This window comes from Vibrio sp. 811, from assembly GCF_033339195.1.
Window position 1 is genome coordinate 1 of record NZ_JAWOUB010000912.1, and the last position, 525, is coordinate 525.

The 525-nt window shown below is 44.8% G+C and carries 1 protein-coding gene; it reads left to right on the forward strand.

The genetic code is table 11. The features are described from left to right. Positions 1–47: 47 nt before the first annotated feature. On the forward strand, positions 48–525 hold a 478-nt coding region (locus tag R7Q46_RS30085), incomplete at its 3' end, for a nucleotidyltransferase domain-containing protein (RefSeq protein ID WP_318078706.1).

Sequence of the window (525 nt, forward strand, 5' to 3'; positions counted from 1 at the left end):
ATCATAAGCGAATCTTACTGACAAACTTTGAGCGCGCTTTTTAATCCATGTCTCTTCCAGTTATCGATCCTAAACAACCATTTCAACCAGAGTTTGCTCCTTTAATCAAAGAGGTGTTGATGTGCCTAAAAGGCGGTCTAGGGCAAAATCTTCACAGCGTTTATGTGTACGGAAGTGTTGCGCGAAAAACGGCAATAGCAGGAAAGTCCAACCTGGATTTAGTTGTGGTGACAAAGTCGACGTTTGAGAACAACCGAGCGACGCTGCTCAATACTATAAAGTGGCGAGCTCAGCAAAATCACCCGCAAGTCAAGGGAGTGGCGATAAGAACGGCACTTGTTAGCGAAGTTGCCAATCTTGATAGCATTTTTACTTGGGGCTTTATGCTCAAGCACTGCTGTGTTTGTGTGCATGGCGATGACTTGGCTGATTGTTTTGGCGATTATGTGCCGAGTTGGGAAATTGCTAAGCACTGGAATATGGATGTTGAAGAATGGCTAGCGGTGTATCGAGCTAAGATTGTTC